This is a genomic window from Enterococcus sp. RTP21361st1_A6_RTP21361_211029, from assembly GCF_040910045.1.
Classification (GTDB): Bacteria; Bacillota; Bacilli; order Lactobacillales; family Enterococcaceae; genus Enterococcus_D; species Enterococcus_D gallinarum.
Genome location: NZ_JBDGBK010000006.1, coordinates 13,865 through 33,880, shown reverse-complemented (window position 1 = coordinate 33,880; position 20,016 = coordinate 13,865). Strand labels below are relative to the sequence as shown.

Below are 20,016 nucleotides of genomic sequence, written 5' to 3'. Positions count from 1 at the left end.
TTACAAAAAAAAATCATTGAAATGCAATTACACATACACTACAATAAAGACGAGGTTGAAACCGAATACATTTCCGCCCAAGTTCATCTAATTTGGTTTCGACAAACACAAAAGAAAGGAGGAGAAACAATGCTTGGAATTGGACTCATGTCTGGAACTAGTTTAGACGGTGTTGATGCCGCATTAGTAGAAATCGATAATCATTCACAGCCATCTATTCGTCTGTTGCATCTGACGACTACTGCTTTTTCCCCCGAGTTGCGCCAAAGAATAAAACAAGCCTGTGACCCGGAGGACTCTTCTGTTTCCTTGATCTGTCAGTTAAATGTTGAGCTAGGCTATGCCTTTCTCGCTGCTTGTCGTCAGGTCTGCCAAGAAACAGCAGTAACCGAAACTAGCATTGACTTTGTTGCTAGCCACGGACAAACTATTTGGCATGCACCCTCGGAAAACCCGCTTGTTTCCAGTACGTTTCAAATTGGAGAGCCGTCAATCATTGCCTACGGACTCGGAACAACTGTGGTTGCCGATTTCCGCGCGATGGATATGGCTGCTGGTGGACAAGGAGCACCGCTTGTACCTTATACTGATTATCTCTTGTATCGTTCCCCTGATAAAACCCGCTTATTGCAAAATATCGGTGGGATTGGAAATGTGACGGTCCTGCCGAAAAATGGCACATTAAGTGATCTTGTCGCCTTCGATACTGGTCCTGGAAATATGATCATCGATGAACTGATGCATCAATTATTCCAACTTCCTTACGATGCTGAAGGAAGGATTGCTCAACAGGGAACCATTATTCCTAAATTGCAAACACAATTAAGAAATCATTCCTATTTCGATCAAGCACCCCCTAAGAGCACTGGACGGGAACTATTTGGTCAAGCATTCAGTGATCAACTATTAGCAGATTTTTCTGCAGAAAAACCAGCAGACTTAATAGCAACAGTGACCGATTTTACTGCCTACTCGATTGCCGAGAGCTATCGGCGCTTCGTTTTCCCACTTGTTGAAAGCGGACCCATTGAAGTGATTTTAGCAGGCGGCGGCTCGCATAATTCAACACTAAAAAAAATGCTGGTCAACTACTTACCCGTTGAGATTACAGTGATTACCCAAAATGATTTAGGTTGGTCCAATGATGCGAAAGAAGCTATGGCATTTGCCCTTTTAGGATACGAGACCTTACAGGGACATAAAAATAATGCTCCTGCCGCGACTGGTGCCAAACAATCCGTGATTCTGGGAAAGATCATCCCAAATCCATTTGGTCCCATAGGAGAGCGGAATCACCCAACATAACTTTATTAATTCAACCATATGAACGTTTTCACAGGAGGTTAAAAAATGTTAGATAAATTTACACAGTTCATTGAACGTCACCTGGCTGGACCAATGGAAAAACTGGGGAGTCAACGGCATTTACGGGCGGTCCGCGATGGGATCGTCTCTACTTTGCCACTGATTATCGTCAGCTCATTTTTTATGATTTTAGCTTTTCCTCCCCTGCCACAAGACTGGGGAATCTATCAATTTCTTTCGAGCCATGCGACCACGATCTTGCTTCCTTACCGCATGACGATGTACATTATGAGTTTATATGCCGCATTCGGGATCGGCTTTAGCTTAGCCCGTTCCTATAAACTCGATGGTCTCTCTGGTGGTATCTTAGCCACCACAGCTTTTTTATTGACTTTCACGCCAATAAATATTCCCCCCGAAGCTTTGGAGGCTGCTGGTACAGCCGGATTTGTTTTACCAATGGCAAACTTGGGCAGTGCCGGGATGTTCGTAGCGATCATTACATCGATTTTAGCTGTCGAGATTTATCGTTTGACGGATAAATCTAAATTTAAAATCACGATGCCGGAACAAGTCCCTCCTGCTGTTGCTCGATCTTTTGAAGCTTTAACGCCAACATTGATCATTATTTTAGGTATGGGGGCAATCACCTATTACATTGGCTTTGACTGGCATACCATCGTAGCAAAAGTTGTTGATCCTCTAGTTAGCGCAGCCGATAGCTTGCCAAGTGTCTTATTGATCACTTTCTTAACGACATTCTTTTGGTCCTTTGGGATCCATGGTGCCTCGATCGTTGGTTCACTGGCACGGCCGTTATGGCTGCAATTATTGGAAGGCAACACCACTGCGTTAGCTTCTGGCGATGTGATTCCCAACATTGCTGCTGAGCCATTCTACCAATGGTTCATTTGGATCGGCGGCGCAGGGTCAACCATCGGTCTGGCGATCTTGCTTGCTTTTCGTACAAAATCCGAATTCGGATCAAAACTAGGAAAAACCGCATTGATCCCTGCTATTTTCAATATCAATGAGCCGCTGATTTTTGGGACGCCTATCGTCTTGAATCCAATTTTGATTCCGCCATTTATCATTGCACCATTAGTCAATGGTGTAATTGCCTGGGTAGCCACCTCGGCTGGTTTAGTCAACAAAGTGACCGTCAATGCCCCTTGGACATTGCCAGGACCAATTGGTGCCTTTCTTGCAACAGGCGGTGACTGGAGAGCAATCGTCTTAAACATTCTTTTGATTGTACTTTCCATCCTCATTTATTATCCATTTGTAAAAATCTATGACAAAAATGAATTGGAAAAGGAAAATCAACCAGTCACTGAATAACTCTTGATGAGCTAAAAAAGGAGCCTCTGTCTAACAGAGACTCCTTTTTAAAATTTTTTTGAGCATACCAATAAGGAGCTGCTTTTCCTAGGTAAGAAGCACGAAGCAAGCCTACTTTAGAAATTAGAAATAAGACTATGTTTTAACGCAGTGTTACTATTCTAACAATCATTAAGGGAAATTATTATCCTTCCCTTAATGCACCTTTTAAGAAATTTACAAACTATTTATATAAGATATCTATTCATTTTATTCAATAGGCAAATTGTGCTGTTTCAAGAAAGATAGCTTATCCCAGTAGCCTCTTTGAAATAAAATTTTATTATTTACTATTTGAAAAAAACCGCAACCTCTCAAACCTAACGGGTCACGCCACTCTAAAATTGCCCATTGTCCATCTTCGAAAATGTTTTCAACGATACAAACCATTTCTGCGTTAGAGAAGTCTTGTTCAAACATTTTCTTTATAGCCTCTTTTCCAATAACTGGCTCATTGGCAACCTGATGGTTTATTGCATTGTCATCATATAATTCTGAAATAATTTCTACATCCGCATGATTAAATGCGTCAACCCATTGGCAAAGTATTTCTTTTGGCTTCATATCATTTTACCTCCTCGATGTGTAAAAATCTTCATTTTAATTTGCACTATAAAACAAGTATCTAATTGTATTTATATATTCTACTTTCACAAATAATTTTTGAACATCTGAAATCAAAGAATTACTATTTGCCATAATAGGCCCTCTAAACCTGTAACTAAACCCTTGTTATTGATTATCTCATAGCATATCCTCAAAAAATTATCAAGTTCAATATTTATTTAAAACACAGTCAAAAATAAAAGAAGAAACGCATCAACGTTTCTTCTCTTCTACTTCATAAACAAAATTCGGATCTATTTCTTGGTCGAGCTTTGTAAAAGCACCTTGAATGCGGCGTTCCACTTCTGCTAACCCTTCTTTATCCATTTTCTTGATATCACTGATATCGATCGCCTCCCCAAAACGAACGGTTACTCGTCGACGTTTAAATAAATCTTTTAGCGTTAAGGGACCTTGATAAACAGAAGGAACGATTTTTACCTTCGCCATTTTGGCGATCAGTGCCATGCCACCCTTCAGCGCGGTCGAATGTCTTGTTCCGCTAGGAAACATAATGAGACTCAGATCTGTATCTTTTAAGATTTTCACCGGTGTTTTGACAGCACTCGGCCCTGGTTTGTCACGCTTTACCGGAAAAGCATTCGCATGAATCAAAATAAAGCGCAAGATTGGATTCTTAAACAGTTCTTCTTTTGCCATAAAGCTGAACTTTTTGGGACGAGCAGCCACCGCCAGATACAACGGATCCCACCAGGTACGGTGAGGTGCAACCAATATGTAATTTTCATTTTGCGGCAAAGCCTCTTTGTTTTGATATCGGGCGTTCCCGTTGATCAAAAACAAAATGACCCGAACCACGCCTCGCATAAAGCTAAAAAACATACTCACTTTCCTTTCCAGTTTCTTTTATAAGTATGCAAAAAAACGCTTCAAATGACAAGCCTTTTTTGTCGTTTCCGATTATTCTTAATCGTAGTATAATACAAAGGAAATGAATTAGAACAGGAGTATGCTTTCATGTTGCAATCAAACGAACGCATAGATCAATTATATGCGGAAGATATCAAAATCATCCAAAGCAGCGAGGTCTTTTCTTTCTCCCTCGATGCCGTTTTGCTAGCTAACTTCCCAACGATTCCCAAACGGGGACGAATCGTTGATCTGTGTGCTGGAAATGGTGCAGTCGGCTTGTTTATCAGCCGTAAAACTTCGGCTCACATTTACCAGATCGAGCTGCAGGATCGGCTGGCTGATATGGCCCAACGCAGTGTAAGCTTGAATGGGCTTGAGGAACAAATAACGGTTTACCCAATGGATTTAAAAAACATCTTTACCAAAATCAAACCGGACTCGGTGGATCTCTTGGTCTGTAATCCGCCCTATTTCAAAAATGTTCCCACTGCTGTTAAAAATCCTAATCCTTATCTGGCGATTGCTCGCCATGAAATCGAGACCACATTAGACGAGGTGGTCTACACAGCCAGTAAAGCGCTGAAAATGAATGGGCGCTTTGCTATGGTTCACCGACCTGATCGTTTTTTGGATATTTTAGACTGCATGAGAAAATATCGAATCGCACCCAAACGTGTCCGTTTCGTCTATCCCAAAGCAGGGAAAGACGCGAATATCCTATTGATCGAGGGCATCAAGGATGGTAAAGCTGATGGTTTCAAGATTGCCTCACCGCTGATCACTTATCATGCGGATGGGAGCTACAGTGAGGAAGTGAGTCGGATGCTTTATGGCAGCTGATACGCATTACTTCTATGTATTGCTCTGTAAAGACAATACCTTTTACGGTGGTTATACCACAGATTTGATACGCCGCCTGCATCAACACAATCAAGGCATTGGAGCAAAGTACACTCATCCAGCTAGTCGTCGCCCCTTACAAATGATCCATGCGGAATGTTTTGCTACCCGTAGTGAAGCCACAAAAGCGGAAGCTGCCTTTAAAAAACTGGTGCGCAAACACAAAGAACGTTATTTGACTGAACAGAAAGAAAAAAATGTTTTGAATGCTCAATCTTCAATGGGAAGTAAAGACATCACAAAAGGATAGATGAATCGGATGATTCACCTATCCTTTTGTCTCATGTAATGACATTTTTTATTGGTTTCCAGGGACTGCCCAAGCTGTTTGACTTTTGCCAAACTCTTTTGGCAAGATCCCATCAATGGATTCATAGACTAACTCTTTTTTGCTCTCAGGCAAAACGATGGCTGTTAAATAATTGTTTGTTTCTGTAAAAAAACCGATGTCTGCAAAAGCGGACTCAATCAGATGGTATTGGACACCTTGCAGCTCAGCTTGTTCTTGTTTCGCAAAGATTGGCTCTTGGCGCAAATAGTAATACTGTTCTCCTAGTTTGAAATACACAGAGTTGTGCGCAATACCCAGAAATTGGATTTCTCGGCTAACCGGTTCTGCTTGATAGATCCCCAGAGAAGGAATGGCTTCACTTTGGATTCGCTGATAAGCCGCCAACGTGCTCTGATCATAATATTTATATCCGATAAAGCGTTTTTCCCGATCGCGGATATTTGGCGTAATTTGTGCATTGTCATTTTTAAAGTCGTGAAAAAAATGATCTCCTAACAAGAAACCGCCGCCGCAAAGCAACAAAACTACGACAGGCAGCCAGATCAAACCCTGCCGCCGGTTCTCCCGATACAACAAAAGGATCAGCAAAAGTAAAAGCGCCACTAATCCAACGACTAATAAAACCGGAACGATTGAATAATAAAAAAACTCACTTTTAAGCCACATTTCTGCTGACATGAATGCAATCATCGTCTACTCCTTTTCAGTTCAAATAAGCACCTATCATCAACCCAATAAAACTAGCCGTCAATCCTACAATGTACGTACTGAAAAAATAAAGATAAAAGTACTGGCGATTGGTCTTTAGCAATGTAAATAATTCAATCGTCATTGTTGAAAAAGTAGTATAACCGCCCATGATCCCTGTTCCAAGCAAAAGATACAAGTGTTGATCAATCTGAAGACCGGCAAGAATCCCTAGTATCAACGCACCAGATAAATTAATCAGCAAAGTGGCTTTGGGAAAAGGATGTGGTCTTCGTTCAAAATAACGATTGATACCATAACGCAGGACAGCGCCCATGGCTGCACCAATTCCTACAACGATATATGCCATACTTACACCTGCTTTCTAACGAGGGCTTCGCCTAACCAGACAAAAAATAACCCGCCGCAAATCGACAGGATCAAATACCCCGTCGCTAATCCATAGGCTTGCTTTTGCAGCAACTGCACCGTGTCAAGTGCAAAGGATGAAAAAGTCGTCAAAGCACCGCAAAATCCGGTCCCCATGCCCAAGATCAAACGTCCATTCAAGTGTCTTTTCGTCATGATCTGCTTGACTAAAAAGCTAAAAATAAAACAGCCAATAAAATTAGCCAGTAATGTGCCTAAAGGGAAGATGCCCCAAGACGGCAATTCCGAAGCAAGAAAATAACGTGCCATGCCGCCAAAAAATGCAAAAAATGCCACAACAAGTACATTCATGTTGATCCTTCTTTCTAAAAGAAAAAGAACCAAGTTCATAAAACCTTGGCTCTTCTAGAAAATGATTATTTCGCGCGTTTGATGTACGTACCTTCAGAAGTATTGATTTCTAGAGATTCGCCTTCTTCGATAAAGTCAGGTACGTTGACGACCAAACCTGTTTCCATCGTTGCTGGTTTACCTGAGCCAGTCACAGTCGCACCTTTGATCGACGGTTGTGTTTCAACAACTTTCAAGATGACTGATGATGGTAATTGAACCCCAATCACTTCACTGCCGAAGAATTGGATCTTCACTTCCATGTTTTCCAGAATGTATTTCATTTCTTCTTCTACAACTTCAACCGGAATTTCATATTGTTCATAGGTTTCCAAGTCCATGAAGAACGCTGTATCGTCCATTGTATACAAATATTGAACAGCTTTCGTATCAATATGAGCTTTTTCAAATTTTTCTTCTGGACGGAATGTTGTATCATAGGTTGAACCTGAACGAACATCGCGCAATTTCATACGCATGACTGTATTCCCTTTACCAGGTTTGTGATGGCTGGCTTCTAATACCTTGATTAGTTTGCCGTCTTGCACGAATGTCATTCCTGCTCTTAAATCACTTGCATTGATCATAATGGTTTATTCTCCTTCGTCTTAGATAATCCTTGTCTATTGTATCAAAAAAACTGGCTTTGTTCTACAAAAATCAGTCTTGTGATCGGACAAGTTTTCGCCGTTTCTCCATATAATGAGGATCATACTCATCCGTTTCAATATAAATATACATTTTTTTATCCGGCATGAAGCTGCGGATCTTTGCTTCGATCTCATTAATGATTTGATAACCGATCTCCTCTTGTTTTGCTGTGATATCAATTTTGGCAGCGACTAAGATTTCCGCAGGACCTAAATGAACGGTTTTGATATCCAATAATCGATCGACATCTGGACGATCAAAGGCTTCTTTGATCAGTACAAGATCTCTTTTCGTCACGCTTTCGCCAATCAATAAACTGTAAAATTCTCGTGCCAAAAAGATAGCAGCAATCATCAACAAAATACCGATCAGCAAGCCACTGAAAGCATCAAAAAACGCATTGCCAGTGACCATTGTCAAGATCGTTCCACCCATTGCCAACATCAAGCCAATCACTGCACAAAAGTCTTCGGTAAAGATAATCAAGATCTCACTATGGCGACTTTCTTTCAAAAACCGATAAATAGGCTGCTTTTCTACGTTCAAGGTCCGAATTTCTTTGATCGCGATCCACAAAGAACTACCTTCTACAACTAAACCGAAAAGCAAAATACCAATCACTAGCCAAGTATTACCAACTTCATGAGCAGGATGCAGCAGCTTTTCAAAAGCTTCCATTACACCTAGAGCGCCCCCACCAAAAAACAGCATCATCGCTACGATCGTACTAAAGAAGTATTTCGCGCGTCCTTCGCCAAATTGGTGAAGTTCACTTTGCCCTTTCGTTGCTCGTTTATCACCGATCAACAGAAAGATTTGATTGCTGCAATCGACCACGCTGTGAATACTTTCATTCAACATCGCCGCACTGCCGCTCAATGCGTAGCCGACAAACTTGCTGATGGCAACTAAAATATTCGAGATGAGTGCTGCTATCACCGCCATCATGCCGTTTGCTTGTTTTTCCATTCAAATTCGCTTCCTTCCAAACCAAATTCTTGCCTATTATATCTCAAAAAAGGACCGTCGCACAGGAGAGAAAAAGAGCTATTCCTTTTTTTGTTCTTTTTTGACCCGAGCTTCTCTCCGACTGATTTTCTTCGTCCAAAAGCCGCCAGAAATATATTTGGGCTCATAGCTAATGATAAAGGCCCGTTCTTCGATTTGTTTGATTTTTTGAAACAGTTTCTTCTCGCTTTTGCGTTGTGAGAGAATTTCAAGGATCAATCGCGGACCTTCTAATCCTTCTCCGTAACTTTGAGTAACACCATATCCTTCTTGGCGTAAAATTTTTGGCAAATTCTTTTCTTCATCTGTATTCGTCGGTAAAATCACCGTGACCATCGTATAGCCTAAAGCTAGCTGATCTTCGATTTTGATTCCAACACTAACTCCTGCGGCGTAACCTAATGCATAAAACAGTAGGTTCAATGGATTGTCTAAGCGATCCAATACCATCGACAATCCTAATATATAAATCGTGATCTCGACCATACTGACCAGCGGTGCAATCAGCCGATACCCTTTCATCGTCAATAAAAAACGAATTGTATTCAATGTGACATAAGCCATATTGATAAAGAAGATCATCGCTAACATTTGCAAATCAATTTCCATCCCGTATCCCTCCTCTTTTAAGAATAGCAAATGCTTCTCAAAAGTGAAAATAATTGAGAAGTTGCCATCTGTTAGTCACCGTTTTCTTTCAACAAATAAAAACAAGGAGGACAGCTGCCGCTTCTTTAACGGAAATTGTCGCTTCAGCTTTCTTGATATTTTTTGAAAAGACTAGCGGTATTCTGAAGCACAAAACAACTATCCAAATCACAGATGATAGCGACTGGTTTTGTCAGCTTACTTCATCCAGCAAGCTAGCGCCACAGCTTCATCTACAATTCAGATAGTTGCTTTCTTTGTTGTTTAAATCATTATCCTTGTTTTATTAACGAATAACTCCCAACTGCTTGTTGAGCGAGAGATTCTCACGAGTGCCTTTGCTTATTTCAGTTGTCCTACTCATCAAGAGCGAAAGTAGCCATTTTTATTGCTTTCTGACTGCCCCTCTTCGATCATTCCTTCTAAGGAACGATCTAGAACAGCTCGCTTATCGCCGTTTTTTTTGTTCATGCCGCGAAATTCCCGCCGTGTCATGCCTACAGATTGCGGTCGATTGAACTTTCTGACCGTGGGATCATCGCCTTCTTTTACTTGGTAGGCTGCTGGCTCAGTATCAAAGAGCAAATAGGATTCGCGGGGTTTCTCCATTGAATCCATCAGTTCTTGTGAAGTGATCTCTTCTTTTTCTTGTTCAGGGATGATCGATGCAGGAATGTATTTGGGAACAAAATAAGATCGCCCAGAATACTCTTTCTTGGTCGGTGTTGGCGTTTCAGCCCGTTCTGCTTTACTCGTCACTTTATAAGAAGCACGTCGTTGATCATTGCCAAAAAGATTTGTTTTGCCGGTAGGTGTACTTTCCTGCAAAGGTCGTTTTCCATAGCTTGGTAAATTTGCCCGATGTTGCGCTAATTCTTCTTTTTGCCGCACACTATGACCGTAATTGGGGTGACTGGAAGGAACTTTCCGACGCAATGAGTGAGCAGAATCCTTTTCTTTGCTGCTCGTGCTAGGTTGATCCTTGATTTCTGTCAAAATCCAATCATCAGACTGACTGAAAACTTCCTTGTGTTCGGACTGCAGCTTTACCCCTTCTTGATCATCATATGCTGGAAAACGGAAATGTTTGCGTTTCACATCTAAATAATTTGCCAATTCACTCATCCTCTGGTTGCGATTTTATCTAATCATATCATATTTCAGTGAATAATTCACGAAAGCTGTGGTGTCTTTTGGGAATATTCAATGAGCAAGTACAATAGATTATTACGTCAGACTAGCTGAATTTGGCTCTTTGACATGTGCATACAATGGTTCGATCTGCCAAATGTCATCAGCATAATTTTGAACCGTATAATCTGCGGAAAATTTGCCGGCATTCGCAATATTCATCAAGCTGATCGCTTGCCAGCGCTGTTGGTCTTTATAAGCTAAATCCACGCGATATTGGGCATCACAATAAGATTTGAAGTCTTTCAACAAGAAGTATTCATCATTATATTTTAATAGTGAATCAAACACTTCCCGACCTTCTCTTTCTATATTTGGGATCGTTCCATCAATAAATGCATTCACGACCCGTTGCAGCACAGGATCTTCTTCGTAAAACGCATACGCAGAATAGTTTTGTTGGGCATAATAAGCATAGACCTCTTCTTCTGTTAATCCAAAAATGGCAATGTTCTCATCTCCGATTGCATCTCGAATCTCAATGTTCGCGCCATCCAATGTCGCGATCGTGACTGCCCCATTCAACATCAGCTTCATGTTGCTCGTACCGGAAGCTTCTTTTGATGCTAAGGAAATTTGCTCACTGACATCCGCTGCGGGAATGATCCGCTCAGCCAATGTGACGTTGTAGTTTTCCAAAAAGACGACTTTCAGCTTATCATTGATTGTCGGATCATGATTGATCAGGTTAGCTACTTCATTGATCACTTTAATAATGGCTTTCGCATAATGATAACTAGGTGCGGCCTTCGCTCCAAAAATAAATACCCGTGGATGAATCGGTGCTTGAGGTTCATCTTTCAAGTCAAAGTATAGTTTCAAAATATGCATCACATTTAGCAACTGTCGTTTATACGCATGGAGCCGCTTGATTTGGACATCAAATATCGCGGTTGGATCAACTTCGATCCCGGTTGTCTGCTGGATATATTCAGCTAACGCTTGTTTGTTGGTCAGTTTTGCATCTGCTAGACGTTGCAAAACTGTTGGATCTTCTTGGTAATTTTTCAATAATTGCAAGTCTTGCGGGTTATGGCGCCAACTTTTGCCGATAGTCGTATCAAGCACCTTTGATAAAGGTTGGTTGGCTAACTGCATCCAGCGACGTTGTGCGATCCCATTGGTTTTATTATTGAAACGTTCTGGGAATATCAAATAAAAATCATGTAGGACAACGGATTTCAACAGATCAGAATGGAGCTTTGCGACACCATTGACACTATGGCTGCCAATAATCGCTAAATGCGCCATATGGACTTGGCCATTAATAATAATACGCGTCCGATTAAGAAGGGCAGCTTCGTGAACCTCTGCATACTCTTCAAGATAACGACGATCGATTTCTTCAATGATTTGGTAATTCCGAGGAATAACTTCTTTGAATAGATCAATCGGCCATTTTTCTAACGCTTCAGCCATAATCGTATGGTTGGTATAGCTCATGACTTTCACTGTGATTGCCCATGCTTGTTCCCATGGCAAATCATGATCATCTAACAATAACCGCATCAACTCGGATACACATAATGCAGGGTGGGTATCATTGATATGGATAGCAATTTTTTCACTCATCATCGTTAGCGGATGATTCAATTTTAAATAGTAGCGAACAATACTTTGAATGCCTGCTGAGACAAAGAAATATTCTTGCATAAGTCGAGTCTTCTTGCCTCGTTCATTAGAATCATCTGGATACAAGACAGCGGTCAGATCTTCTAGAGAACGACGAGATTCAATGGTTGCATAGTTGGCTTCTTCCGCTGCAGGAACCTCAACGCTCCACAAACGTAATGTATTGATCATATCATTTTGATAGCCAACCATTCCGGTATCATAAGGAACCGCACGCCAGACATACCCACCATGCCGTTCAGGACGCAGCCTCCCATTCTCGTCTTCAATCAAGTACACTTCGCCGCCATATTGGATATCCACGGCTTTACTCTCCTTTCGAACCTCCCAGACATTTCCGGCACGTAACCAGTCGTCAGGCAGCTCTACTTGATGCCCATCTACAAACTTTTGTTTAAAAAGGCCATAATTATAACGGATGCCGTTCCCATTTCCTGGCAACCCTAATGAAGCCAAAGAATCCATGAAACAAGAAGCTAATCGTCCTAGTCCACCATTTCCTAATGCCATATCTTTTTCAACTTCAGCAACTTCATCTAATGAAAAGGATAACTCTTCGAAGAGCTCTTCCGCAGTATCCAGCAACCCTAAATTCAGTAGATTACTTTTCAACAGTTTTCCAGGTAAAAATTCGATCGAGAAATAATACGCCTGTTTCTGCTGTTCAACGAGCAGATTTTTTCGTGTCTGGCTCCAATCATTCGCGTAGCAGCTCTTGACCACGTTAGCTAAAGCTAAAAACAATTCTTGCGGTGAAGCTTCTGCGATCTCGATCGAAAAAATATCTTTCAACCGGCTTTCTAATAATTCTTGCAAGGTAGCTTTCTCCATTACAATTCACTCCTTTATGACTATCAATTTGTATGAAAAAGGACAGAAGCACCAATCGCCCTTGTCGCTAGGTCGTTCTGTCAAACCCGCTCTACTTTCAGACTAATGAATACTTCTGTCTTATACTTGATTATACTTTGATCGCTTGGTAGAGATCAATATATTGATTGGAACTAATGTCCCAGCTAAAATCTTTATTCATGGCTTGTGCTTGCAAAGATTTCCACGTTTGCTGGTCGTCTTGATAAAGCAGGATTCCTTGTTTCACTGCATTCATCAAATAAAATGACGTGAACTCTTGGAAACCAAATCCGGTGCCTTGATGAGTGATTGGATTGTATGAATCTACCGTATCTTTTAGTCCGCCAATCTCATGCACGACTGGCAATGTTCCGTAACGCATGGCGATCATTTGTGAAAGCCCGCAAGGTTCAAAAGCAGAAGGCATCAAGAACAGATCCGCTCCGGCATACATTTTTTGCGCCAGTCCAATATCAAAAGAAATCACCGCGGCACATTTTTCCGGATATTTTGCAGCAAAGTAACGGAATCCTTCTTCAAATTCCGGTTCTCCCGTTCCTAAAAGCGCAAATTGAACATCAAATTGCAATAAGTTTTCCATTTCCGGCATTACAAGATGAAAGCCTTTTTGTGTAGTCAAGCGGCTGACCACTGTGATAAGAGGCACATCACGCGCTGGTAGCCCCAGCATCTTTTGCAATTCTTGTTTGTTTGCAGCTTTACCGGACATTTCATCGGAAGTAAAATGATAGGGCAGCAATGGATCTGTTGCAGGATCGTTGGTTTCATAATCGATCCCGTTCAATATTCCTTGCAGTTTCCCAGATTCCATTCTTAGAATGACTTCAAGTCCGCAACCAAATTCCGGTGTTTTGATTTCCTCACTATAAGAAGGACTAACTGTTGTGATACGATCTGCGTATAAAATACCTGCTTTCATGAAATTCAAACAGTCATTTAATCGTAATGTCCCGTCATCGTAACGCTCTGTCCCCATGCCAAACAAGTCCGGTAAAATATCTTTGCTATACCATCCTTGAAAGCCAATATTATGAATCGTCAAAACGGTGCGGATATTCTGATAAGCATTGATCCAATGATATTTTTCTTTCAGAAGAAAAGGAATCATTGCTGTATGGTAATCATTCACATGAATCACGTCAGGAATAAAATCGATTCTCTCCATCATTTCGATAGTTGCTAGTTGAAAGAAGGCAAAACGTTCGCCATCATCATAATAATCGTATAAATTATCACGACCAAAATAGTACAGATTATCGATAAAATAGTAGGTAACACGATTGAGAACTAGTTTCTTCAACCCACAATATTGCTTACGCCAACCCACATTGACTTCAAATGAAAAACAATCTTCCAGCTGTTCTTGATAGTCGGCTGACATTTTAGTAAAGAATGGCAGAACCACGACTGTTTCTACCCCTTTTTTGACAAGTTCTTTGGGCAATGCACCCACGACATCCCCTAGTCCACCTGTCTTGAAAAATGGCGCGCATTCTGCTGCGGCAAATAGTACCTTCATGCCGTTGCTCCTCCAATTAGATCTTCAGTGACATGGGTATTTTTTTTGACGACGATCGGTGCGTCACTGGTTCCTCTAACTTTGACACCTTCTGCGATCACAACATTTTTATCGAGAATAGCATAGGAAACTTCAGCACCTTCCTTGATTTCATTATTCCCAAAAATGATCGTGTCTTTGACATGGGCATTCGGATGAATCGTTGTTCTGCGGGCAACAAGTGACCGTTCGACAGATCCTTCTACGATACAACCAGAAGCAAAGTGACTATTTTTGACATCCGAAGTTTCAGCGTAATAGGTTGGCACTTCATTCTTCAGCTTGGTGTAGATCTTTTGATTTGAGTAAAGCAATGAGGTAAATTTGTGGACATCTAACATATCCATGTTGGTTTGGTAATAGGATTGAATATCATAAATATTGCTTAAATAACCAGTATATTCATACAAGCTAGTATTTTCGATAGAGATTCGTTCCCGCAAGAAACGACCTAGGTCTGGAGTAGCTCCTACAGCTTGTCCTTCTTTTAAAGCTTGGATCAGGCGGTCTGTTTTGATGATGAAGATATCAGTGCAAAGATTGACCATACTTTCTGTCTCGCATTTCTTCGCTTGGACAGCTTCATTCAAATGGCCTTCTTCGTCAACTGAAAAGATCAAGTCGTTGTCACTTACGTTATCACTGCTGATTCGTTTATAAACGACCGTCATTTCTTTATTCTGTAACTGGTGGATTTTCAGCAACGCCCGCAAATCGATGTTGCACAAAATATTGCTGCCCATATAAACCGTATGCTCTGATTTAGATTTTTCCAAATAATCGATCACGTTATAGTAATACTCTTGACCAGCAGCTTGCTGTTTTAATGAGTCTTGGAACAAATGAATGAAGAAACGGTTTTGAACACCATCTAGATTCCATTCTTTCCCGCCACCGATATGGTCAAATACGGATTGTGTTTCTCCTTCATTAAAAATCATATACACTTGTTTGATATTTGCATTTTCAATACTTGACAAGTTGAAATCAAGCAAACGATATTTACAATCAAACAATAGCGTCGACAACGGACGACTTTCCGTTAAGGGCATCAGTTCTTTGTAGCGGTGCAGATTGCCTAAAATGGCACACATTTTATTAGTTCTCATCAATCGTCACTCCTATCACTTCAGAATAACCAACAACAGCAATTTCATCTGTTCCGTCTATGACTGCATCATCACCGATCACTGCATTTTCTCCAATGATCGCGCGTTTTAGTGTTACATTTTTCCCAATGACTGCTCCAGGCATGACCACACTATCTGTGATCTTGGTTCCTTCTTTGACTTGAACATTTTCTGATAAAATACTATGTTCAATATCTCCAGCAACATAGCAACCATCCATGATCAACGAATTTTTTGCAGAACCTGTTTCTGTAATGAAATGAGGAGGAGCAATCGGATTTTTTGAGAAGACTTGCCAATTTTTATCACGGATTCCCAGTTCCATCTGTGGATCGATAAATTCCATATTAGCTTCCCAAAGAGAATCAATGGTACCCACGTCTTTCCAATAGCCTGAAAAACGATAAGCAAATACATTGTCGCCACTTTCCAAGTAAGATGGAATCACGTGTTTCCCAAAGTCGACCATTTCGCCGTCTTTTGTATAATTGCTTAACAGTACGCTGCGTAAGCGAGCCCAGTCAAAGATATAGATTCCCATTGAAGCTAAGTTACTTTTTGGCTCTGCTGGTTTTTCATCAAATTCAATGATCCGGTCATTTTTATCTGTGTTCATGATACCAAAGCGGGAAGCGTCTTTCATTGGCACTTCTAGCACTGCAACAGTAAGAGACGCATCGTTTTCTTTGTGTTTTTCCAGCATTTCTTCGTAATCCATCTTGTAGATATGGTCACCGGATAATACTAATACATATTGAGGGTCCATTTCATCAATGTAGGCAATGTTTTGATAGATCGCATGGGCTGTTCCCTCAAACCATTTTCCACCTTCAGAATTTGAGTAGGGTTGTAAAATCGTCACTCCGGTATTGATACCATCTAACCCCCAACTTGATCCGTTTCCAATGTGACTGTTCAGTGCCAAAGGTTGATACTGTGTCACCACACCAACATTCTTAATCCCTGAATTGACACAATTACTTAATGTAAAATCGATAATACGATACCGACCACCAAAAGGTACTGCAGGTTTCGCAATATTTTTGGTCAACTTCCCTAAACGTGTGCCTTGTCCTCCTGCGAGGATCATCGCTAACATCTCTGTTTTCATTTTCTTGAGCCGCTAAAAAGCCAATCTCTTTCACGATGCCGGTGTTATTTTCGATATGAATGCTTTTCTTTCAAAAAGCCTTCTTTTCGATATCACCTTTCACGTTGTCACTTCGATTGGACTTTCGAGCCAGCTCCTCCCCCCTTTCATTTTTTCCTGCGTTTGATTTGAATCTTTTCTGGTTTTATAATCAATGCCCCAAGTGCTGGCAAAATTGTTTTGATTTGATAAGGATATTCTTTGAATGGAATCGCTTCTGTTTGTTGGTCTTGATTATTCTGGGTCCAAGTCCCGCCAAAACTATCGCGTTCGGTATTCAATACTTCACGGTAGGTCCCTTCATACGGAACGCCAATGGCGAAATCGTGGCGTTCAACAGGTGTCAAATTCAATACAACGATCACGAAATCTTTTTTGGTTTTACCTTGTCGCAAATAGGTCAATGTTGTTTCCGCTAAGTTATCAGCATCAATGACTACCAGCGATTCTTCTTTATCTTCGATTTCCCACAATGAGCGCTCCTGTTTATACAGTTCATTTAGTGTCTTTGTAAATTGCTGCATACGCTGATTTAGTTCATCTGATAAATCAACCCATTCAAGCCCGTGATCATATTTCCATTCCAAAAATTGTCCCCACTCACTGCCCATAAACAGCAGTTTCTTCCCTGGATGGGTCATCATGTAGGTATACAAATTTCTTAATTGTGAAAATTGCTTGTAACGATCTCCCCACATTTTGTGCATTAAGCTACGTTTGCCATGGACGACTTCGTCATGGGAAAGGGGTAATATATAGTTCTCATTCATGCGGTACATGAATGAGAACGACAACAAACTCAAATGATCCTTACGGAAGATTGGATCCATTTGGTAAAAACGCAGGACATCGTTCATCCAGCCCAGATTCCATTTGTAATCAAATCCAAGAGCCCCTTCTTCAATCAGGCCTGTAACTTTCGTTTCTGAGGTACTTTCCTCAGCGATCATCATCACTTCTGGATGCGCCAGTTTCACGACTGCATTTAGTTTCTGCAAGAAGTAATAACCTTCATAATTTCGATTGCCCCCCTCATGATTTGGTTGCCAAACACCCTGGTCGTAGTCTCGATAGATCATGTTCGAAACCGCATCCACGCGAATCCCATCGATGTGATAAAATTCGATCCAAAAAAGGGCACTGGATAGCAAGAAACTTTGTACTTGTGGTTTGCCTAAATCAAAATTGATTGCTCCCCAACGAACATTTTTTGCACGATCGGCATCTTGATATTCAAATGTCGGCGTTCCATCATAGTAAGCCAAACAATCATCATTGACACAAAAATGGCCCGGCACCCAGTCAACTAGGACACCGATATTTTCCAAGTGACAGGCTTCAACAAAATCTTGAAATTCTTCTGGTGTGCCGTAATAAGCGCTGAGCGCAAAATAGCCAATCAATTGATAACCCCACGATGTGCCTAATGGATGTTCCATCAATGGCATAAATTCAATATGGGTGTAGCCCATTTGTTTGAGGTAAGGAATGAGTTCATCTTTTAATTCAGAAAAACGATAAGGGGTTCCATCTGCGTGGTGTTTCCAAGAACTTGCATGGACTTCATAAATATTAAGTGGTCGTTTAAATTGATTTTGACGCTTTTTGCGGCCTTGCCACAAACCATCACGCCATTTTTTTGCCGGCACGGTGTACAAGACAGCAGCCGTTCCAGGACGTTCTTCGAAATAAATTGCATATGGATCAATTTTCATGATTTCACGGCCGTCGGCTTGCTTGACCTTGAATTTATAATGCTGTCCTTCTTGAGGCTGATTGGTGGTAATTTCCCAAATCCCCGATTCGGAGCGTTTCGTCATCGGCAAAGAGTCATCCCATTGATTGAAGTCACCTACTAGCCAGACATTTTGCGCATTTGGCGCCCAGACACGAAAAACATAGCCTGCTTTCATACGATGTGCACCTAAAAGATGCTGTGAATAAAAATTTTCACCGGTCGTAAACTGCTTCTCTGCTGTAATCATTTGCTCATTTTCCACTCGTATGTCAAACCTCCTCTTAAATCAACCCTATTTTTTCAGCCAATCAACCTTCCATCTAAAAACAGAATATTAGGAAGATCACTGGGAAAATAGTTCAGGGCAGATGGCTTTAATTTAGCATTGCTGCTCCTATATGTAGAATAGCATAAATTAAAGATCTCGTAACGTAAAAGCCTTGGCGATTGCCGGAATAGAACAATTCCTATTCCTGATTCGTTGTATTTCGATCCTCTGCTTATAATCAAAAGATTTAAGGCAGAAAAAAAACAGCTTGAACACGATTGGTTCAACCTGTTTCAGTGCTGCTTCTTTTTTTGGAAACAAAAGCGACATAAGAAGCGACACTTACTTGAAACAAACCGACGATCAAAAATAAAGCAAACAAAAATGGATGGAATTGAACTTTCATCTGGAAAGCCGTTATGACCGCAGCGATCCCAATTCCGGCTGAAAGATAAGGCCAAGAACGAAAAGACCAAAAGCTGGCAACTGTTGTATATAAACTACAGATGCCCAATAAAAAAAGCCTTGTGACCACATCAAAGACTGTGTCTGAAAAATGTATATTCTCTGAAAAAATTTGATTTGCATTAAATGTGTTAGGAACTTTTAAAATAAATAAAAGTGCCGACACCATACTAAGAATAAAAATAAACACATGGCTACTTGCAAAGACGATTCTTTGATTTGATTTCACCTGAGACTCACAACCTTTGATTAATCCATTCAGAGACAGGCATGACCTTTCTCTCGATCCTAAAAAGGATCATGCCCGCCAAAGTTCTTTCACTTGTCCATCTGTATATACTTTATACACTTTTTTATATTGCTTATTCATTGATCGACAGGCAATCAAAAAGTATTTTCCATCCCCGTCAAACTCAAGATCTCCTAATGCTTTCAAAGATACTGATTCTGTCTGTCCTAATTTATTCGTCAAAAAACGAACAGCTTGGGCCGGAGTCAATAAATAGTTTTTCATTAACAACCAGTCGATCACGATTGGTACGATTGTATTTGCATGACATTCATTTTTTTGTTTAAGTGCAAAAATTAATTCTCCATCAGAAAAGCGGCTTTCTTGAATACCGGCTTCGCAAAGTTCTTTTCGTGCATGCTCAATTTCCGCCATCGAAACAAAAGTGATCATCTCTGCTTTGCTTCTTGTTTCTTCAATCACTTCTGTATGAAATGCTTTGATTCCTTCCAATTTTTACGCCCTCTTTCAAAATTCTAAAGTTATCATACCACCTCAAATGAGAACAATCAATTAATACGCTCGTTATTTTCTAATCATTTTCAAATAATAAAAAATGCAAAAAAAGAAAGAAAACGTTATCCCAAAGAGG

General features: G+C 40.7%; 20 protein-coding genes. 4 read left to right on the top strand and 16 right to left on the bottom strand.

Annotated elements, in window-relative coordinates:
* Positions 1 to 129: 129 nt before the first annotated feature.
* Both anmK and AB5Z52_RS01985 read left to right on the top strand, forming a co-directional pair.
* Entirely contained in the window at positions 130 to 1,305 is a 1,176-nt protein-coding gene (anmK, locus tag AB5Z52_RS01990) for an anhydro-N-acetylmuramic acid kinase AnmK (RefSeq protein WP_117474594.1), read from the top strand.
* 45 nt (positions 1,306 to 1,350) lie between these two features.
* Positions 1,351 to 2,646, top strand: a complete 1,296-nt coding sequence (locus AB5Z52_RS01985) for a PTS sugar transporter subunit IIC (RefSeq protein ID WP_003127022.1) — start codon at positions 1,351 to 1,353, stop codon at positions 2,644 to 2,646.
* A 249-nt stretch (positions 2,647 to 2,895) separates the two neighbouring features.
* Here AB5Z52_RS01985 and AB5Z52_RS01980 read toward each other — a convergent pair whose 3' ends face one another.
* Positions 2,896 to 3,249, bottom strand: a complete 354-nt coding sequence (locus AB5Z52_RS01980) for a nuclear transport factor 2 family protein (protein WP_003127021.1) — start codon at positions 3,247 to 3,249, stop codon at positions 2,896 to 2,898.
* Positions 3,250 to 3,504: 255 nt separating this feature from the next.
* Complete coding sequence (locus tag AB5Z52_RS01975) at positions 3,505 to 4,134, bottom strand: 1-acyl-sn-glycerol-3-phosphate acyltransferase (RefSeq protein WP_003127020.1); 630 nt, start codon at positions 4,132 to 4,134, stop codon at positions 3,505 to 3,507.
* A 135-nt stretch (positions 4,135 to 4,269) separates the two neighbouring features.
* Between AB5Z52_RS01975 and AB5Z52_RS01970 the strand changes: the two genes are divergently transcribed.
* On the top strand, positions 4,270 to 5,004 hold the full coding sequence (locus AB5Z52_RS01970; protein ID WP_003127019.1) for a tRNA1(Val) (adenine(37)-N6)-methyltransferase: 735 nt from the start codon (positions 4,270 to 4,272) through the stop codon (positions 5,002 to 5,004).
* Positions 4,994 to 5,314, top strand: a complete 321-nt coding sequence (locus AB5Z52_RS01965) for a GIY-YIG nuclease family protein (protein ID WP_003127018.1) — start codon at positions 4,994 to 4,996, stop codon at positions 5,312 to 5,314. Before AB5Z52_RS01970 ends, AB5Z52_RS01965 begins: the two co-directional genes overlap by 11 nt.
* Positions 5,315 to 5,362: 48 nt before the next feature.
* Here AB5Z52_RS01965 and AB5Z52_RS01960 read toward each other — a convergent pair whose 3' ends face one another.
* From AB5Z52_RS01960 to AB5Z52_RS01895, 14 genes are all read right to left on the bottom strand, one after another.
* Positions 5,363 to 6,046, bottom strand: coding sequence for a hypothetical protein (locus AB5Z52_RS01960; RefSeq protein ID WP_005472327.1), 684 nt, complete (start codon positions 6,044 to 6,046; stop codon positions 5,363 to 5,365).
* Positions 6,047 to 6,059: 13 nt separating this feature from the next.
* Positions 6,060 to 6,413, bottom strand: coding sequence for a CrcB family protein (locus tag AB5Z52_RS01955; protein ID WP_005472325.1), 354 nt, complete (start codon positions 6,411 to 6,413; stop codon positions 6,060 to 6,062).
* 2 nt (positions 6,414 to 6,415) lie between these two features.
* Positions 6,416 to 6,784 (bottom strand): fluoride efflux transporter CrcB, encoded by a 369-nt coding sequence (gene crcB / locus AB5Z52_RS01950; RefSeq protein ID WP_005472323.1) that lies wholly within the window; start codon positions 6,782 to 6,784, stop codon positions 6,416 to 6,418.
* A gap of 65 nt (positions 6,785 to 6,849) precedes the next feature.
* Positions 6,850 to 7,410, bottom strand: coding sequence for an elongation factor P (efp, locus tag AB5Z52_RS01945; protein ID WP_003127013.1), 561 nt, complete (start codon positions 7,408 to 7,410; stop codon positions 6,850 to 6,852).
* Between the two features lie 73 nt (positions 7,411 to 7,483).
* Positions 7,484 to 8,443, bottom strand: coding sequence for a cation diffusion facilitator family transporter (locus AB5Z52_RS01940; RefSeq protein ID WP_003127012.1), 960 nt, complete (start codon positions 8,441 to 8,443; stop codon positions 7,484 to 7,486).
* A gap of 78 nt (positions 8,444 to 8,521) precedes the next feature.
* Positions 8,522 to 9,091, bottom strand: a complete 570-nt coding sequence (locus AB5Z52_RS01935; RefSeq protein ID WP_003127011.1) for a DUF2179 domain-containing protein — start codon at positions 9,089 to 9,091, stop codon at positions 8,522 to 8,524.
* 402 nt (positions 9,092 to 9,493) lie between these two features.
* A complete protein-coding gene (locus tag AB5Z52_RS01930; RefSeq protein ID WP_029486949.1) occupies positions 9,494 to 10,255 on the bottom strand; it encodes a hypothetical protein in 762 nt (253 codons plus the stop codon).
* 102 nt (positions 10,256 to 10,357) lie between these two features.
* Positions 10,358 to 12,784: a glycogen/starch/alpha-glucan phosphorylase gene (locus AB5Z52_RS01925; RefSeq protein WP_005472318.1), complete on the bottom strand. Its 2,427-nt coding sequence runs from the start codon at positions 12,782 to 12,784 to the stop codon at positions 10,358 to 10,360.
* 130 nt (positions 12,785 to 12,914) lie between these two features.
* Positions 12,915 to 14,345, bottom strand: a complete 1,431-nt coding sequence (gene glgA, locus AB5Z52_RS01920; protein WP_005472317.1) for a glycogen synthase GlgA — start codon at positions 14,343 to 14,345, stop codon at positions 12,915 to 12,917.
* On the bottom strand, positions 14,342 to 15,493 hold the full coding sequence (gene glgD / locus AB5Z52_RS01915) for a glucose-1-phosphate adenylyltransferase subunit GlgD (protein WP_005472316.1): 1,152 nt from the start codon (positions 15,491 to 15,493) through the stop codon (positions 14,342 to 14,344). Before glgD ends, glgA begins: the two co-directional genes overlap by 4 nt.
* Entirely contained in the window at positions 15,483 to 16,625 is a 1,143-nt protein-coding gene (locus AB5Z52_RS01910) for a glucose-1-phosphate adenylyltransferase (protein WP_003127006.1), read from the bottom strand. Before AB5Z52_RS01910 ends, glgD begins: the two co-directional genes overlap by 11 nt.
* A gap of 146 nt (positions 16,626 to 16,771) precedes the next feature.
* On the bottom strand, positions 16,772 to 18,649 hold the full coding sequence (glgB, locus tag AB5Z52_RS01905) for a 1,4-alpha-glucan branching protein GlgB (RefSeq protein WP_029486951.1): 1,878 nt from the start codon (positions 18,647 to 18,649) through the stop codon (positions 16,772 to 16,774).
* A 304-nt stretch (positions 18,650 to 18,953) separates the two neighbouring features.
* A complete protein-coding gene (locus AB5Z52_RS01900; RefSeq protein WP_005472313.1) occupies positions 18,954 to 19,364 on the bottom strand; it encodes a hypothetical protein in 411 nt (136 codons plus the stop codon).
* Between the two features lie 69 nt (positions 19,365 to 19,433).
* Positions 19,434 to 19,877 (bottom strand): hypothetical protein, encoded by a 444-nt coding sequence (locus tag AB5Z52_RS01895; RefSeq protein WP_005472306.1) that lies wholly within the window; start codon positions 19,875 to 19,877, stop codon positions 19,434 to 19,436.
* Between the last annotated feature and the right edge of the window lie 139 nt (positions 19,878 to 20,016).